Here is a 3,063-nt window from a genome sequence, read left to right as displayed (position 1 = left end):
CCGGCAGGACGCCCGCCGAGTTTCCCAGGGCGGTCGAGGCCTGCATGGCCCCGCCGCGTCTTTCCCAACCGCTGCCGGTCGGCGACGGCGCGGCCCTGCTGAAACGCCGGCCCGACGTGCGCGCGGCCGAGCGCGGCCTGGCTGGAGCCACGGCGCGGATCGGCGTGGCGACCGCCGCCCTCTACCCCAGCGTCTCGTTCGGCCTGGGCGCCGGCTCCACCGGCCTGCTCGCCGACATCGGCCAGCCGGCCGCCAACCGCTGGAGTCTGTCGTCGCTGATCAGCTGGACCCTGCCCGGCGCCGGCGAGCACGCCCGCATCCGCGGGGCCGAGGCCGGGGCCGACGCCGCCCTGGCGCGGTTCGACGGCGTGGTGCTGAACGCCCTGCGCGAGACCGAGACCAGCCTGGCCGTCTACGCCCGCGAACTGGACCGCAACGCCGCCCTGAGGTCGGCGCGCGACGAGGCGGCGACGGCCGAGGGCCAGGCCCAGACCCTCTACCGGGCCGGCAAGAGTCCCTACCTCACCGGCCTCGACGCCCAGCGCACCCTGGCCACGGCCGAGGCGGCCCTGGCGGCCTCGGACGGCGCCCTGGCGGCCGACCAGGTCAACCTGTTCCTGGCCCTGGGCGGGGGCTGGGAGAACGCGCCGGCGGTGCGGACGGTGGTCAGCGCGCGTTAAGGGTCGTACTCAATTGGCGTATCGAAATACTCTCAAGATATCAGCGCCCTAAATCGGGTTGTCATCCCGGAAGCCTCGCAGAGGCTGTCCGGGACCCAGGGGCCGGTGCAGTGCGGTTGCCCTGGGTCCCGGCCTTTCGCTTCGCTACAGCCGGGATGACAACAAAGGGGGAAGCGCCAATTGAGTCCGAACCCTAGGGGCGGACCAGCAAGCTTTCCGCGCAGTCCGTCACCGTCTCCGCCGCCGGACGCGGCGAGAAGCCCAGCATCCGCCGCGCCTTGTCCGAGCTCACCGGGTTCCGCCGCCCCAGCACCGGGGTCAGCATCCGCAGGTGCGGAACCAGCAGCGCCAACAGCCTGACGGCGATGTCCGGCAGGTCGCGGGTCGGAACCTTGCTGGCGCGCGCGCCCAGCCGGGCGCGGAGAGCCCCGGCGATGTCGGCCATCCACATCGCCTCGCCGATGGCCAGGAACCGCTGGCCGGCGGCCTGCGGCGCGGTCATGGCGCGGATGTGCAGGTCGGCCAGGTCGCGGACGTCGACGATGTTGAATTCCAGGCGCGGCAGGCCCGAAGGACGGCCTTCGAGCAGCTGTTGGATGATCCGCACCGAGCCGAGATTGTCCCCGCTCAGCACCGGCCCGAACACCGCGCCGGGCAGGATGGTGGTCAGGGTGGTCGCCCCGCGATGACCGCCCATGAAGTCCCAGGCCCCACGCTCGGCGAGGATCTTGGAGCGGCGGTAGGCGTCGAACTGCGGGTCGCTGGGATCGGCCCAGATCGTTTCGTCGCTCACCGTTCCCGAGCCCAGCCGCGGGCGGGCGGTCGCGGCGGCCGAGGTCATCACCACGCGCTTGACGCCGGCCGCGGTCGCGGCGCGCAGCACCCGCCGGGTTCCGTCGCGGGCGGGGGCGATCAGGGCCTCGTCGCGGGCCGCGCCGCCGCCGAGCGGCGAGGCGACGTGCAGCACGTAGTCGCAACCGGCCATGGCGACGTCCCAGCCCTCGTCGTGGGTCAGGTCGGCGGCGACGACGGTCAGGTTGTCGTCCGATTGGCCAGCCGTCGCGATGGCCGCCCGCACCGCCTCCGCCTTCGAGAGGTTCCGCACGGTCGTGCGCACCGCGTAGCCGCGCCGCAGCAGGTCGACGACGCACCAGCCGGCGACGAAGCCGGTCCCGCCGGTCACGAGGACGATTTCCATGGCGATCTCCTTCGGGCGTCGTTGCGCCGCATGTCTACGGTCGTATACTGGCGACGAACGATAAAGTCTACATTCGTATACATAGGCAGCGCCCATGCCGATCGACGACGCCGCTCCCGCTCGAAGCCGCAACGCGGCCGCCACCCGCGCGGCGATCCTGGCCTCGGCGCGATCGGCCTTCGCGCGGGCGGGCTATGACGGAGCCGGGGTGCGCGAGATCGCCGCCGGGGCCGGGGTGACCGCCATGCTGGTCAACCGCTATTTCGGCTCGAAGGAGCAGCTGTTCGCCGAGGTCGTCGCCGCGACCATGGCCGATCCGGTGATCCTGACCGATGATTTCGTCCGCGCGCCGACGGGCGAGGCGATCGCCCGCCGCCTGGTCGGGCTGTCGGGCGCGGACCAGACGCCCCTCGACGGCTTCCTGGTGATGTTCCACTCCGCGTCCAGCCGGCGGGCGGCCGAGATCAGCCGCGAACAGATCGAGGCCATCCATCAGCGGGCCATGGCCTCGGCCCTCGGCGGCGACCTGGCGGCCGAGCGCGCGGCGGTGATCCTGGCGATCGTCGCGGGGGTGCAGGTGATGCGGCAGATGATCGCCCTGCCGACCCTGGCGAACGCCGACCCCGAGGCGCTGGTGGCGATCCTGGCGCCTGTGTTCCAGGCGCTGATCGACGGGGTTCGCTAAGGGCTCGAAAAGTTATCCACAGGGCTCGGCTGAGGACAGGCCCATGGGCCTGTCCCCGACAGCGCCGCGTCTATCCCCGCGATCTCGAAACCAAAGCCGAACCTGATCAACGCCTTACACAGAAACGCACGTTTCCCGTCCTCACCCTCCACGGCGGTCGCACACTGTGTCCATGACCCAAACCACCATCCCCGCCTGGTGCGAGACCCTGCAAGCCAAGCTGATGGCCGCCATCGACGCGGCCTGGGCGACCATCGAGAGCAGCGACGACCCCGTCGCCATCCGCCAGGCCCGCGACAAGGCCAAGGCCTGCGGCGAACTGGCCGCCGTGGCCCGCAAGGTCGCGGCCCTGGTCGGCCTTGGCCGCCCCAAGCCGGCCCCGGCGGCGGCCCCGACCGGTTCGGCCGCGGTCCTGACCCAGGCCGAACACGCCCTGCGCGCGCTCGAACAGCTCAAGGCCCGCCGGCGGCGCTAACTCGAACCCTCTCCCAGAGGGAGAG

At 72.2% G+C, this 3,063-nt stretch carries 4 protein-coding genes; 3 read left to right on the top strand and 1 reads right to left on the bottom strand.

Annotation, left to right across the window (positions count from 1 at the left end; genetic code table 11):
• Positions 1–680 (top strand): TolC family protein (locus PMI01_RS19480; RefSeq protein WP_035037250.1); only part of this gene is annotated, 680 nt, incomplete at its 5' end.
• A 193-nt stretch (positions 681–873) separates the two neighbouring features.
• On the opposite strand, the gene PMI01_RS19475 is transcribed toward PMI01_RS19480, so the two are convergent.
• The gene (locus PMI01_RS19475; protein WP_007672883.1) at positions 874–1,878 is read right to left on the bottom strand and encodes an NAD-dependent epimerase/dehydratase family protein; all 1,005 of its coding nucleotides are present in this window, start codon (positions 1,876–1,878) and stop codon (positions 874–876) included.
• 94 nt (positions 1,879–1,972) lie between these two features.
• Here PMI01_RS19475 and PMI01_RS19470 point away from each other — a divergent pair, with 94 nt between their 5' ends.
• Positions 1,973–2,563, top strand: a complete 591-nt coding sequence (locus tag PMI01_RS19470; RefSeq protein WP_007672882.1) for a TetR/AcrR family transcriptional regulator — start codon at positions 1,973–1,975, stop codon at positions 2,561–2,563.
• A gap of 172 nt (positions 2,564–2,735) precedes the next feature.
• On the top strand, positions 2,736–3,038 hold the full coding sequence (locus tag PMI01_RS19465; RefSeq protein WP_007672881.1) for a hypothetical protein: 303 nt from the start codon (positions 2,736–2,738) through the stop codon (positions 3,036–3,038).
• Positions 3,039–3,063 lie beyond the last annotated feature (25 nt).

This window comes from Caulobacter sp. AP07 (assembly GCF_000281955.1).
GTDB lineage: Bacteria > Pseudomonadota > Alphaproteobacteria > Caulobacterales > Caulobacteraceae > Caulobacter.
The sequence above is the reverse complement of the archived record's forward strand: the minus strand, read 5'-3'. Positions and strand labels throughout refer to the sequence as shown.

Bases quoted from the DNA above. Each gene is read 5' to 3' on its own strand.
- PMI01_RS19475 (WP_007672883.1), bottom strand. From the start codon at position 1,878: ATGGAAATCGTCCTCGTGACCGGCGGGACCGGCTTCGTCGCCGGCTGG.
- PMI01_RS19470 (WP_007672882.1), top strand. From the start codon at position 1,973: ATGCCGATCGACGACGCCGCTCCCGCTCGAAGCCGCAACGCGGCCGCC.
- PMI01_RS19465 (WP_007672881.1), top strand. From the start codon at position 2,736: ATGACCCAAACCACCATCCCCGCCTGGTGCGAGACCCTGCAAGCCAAG.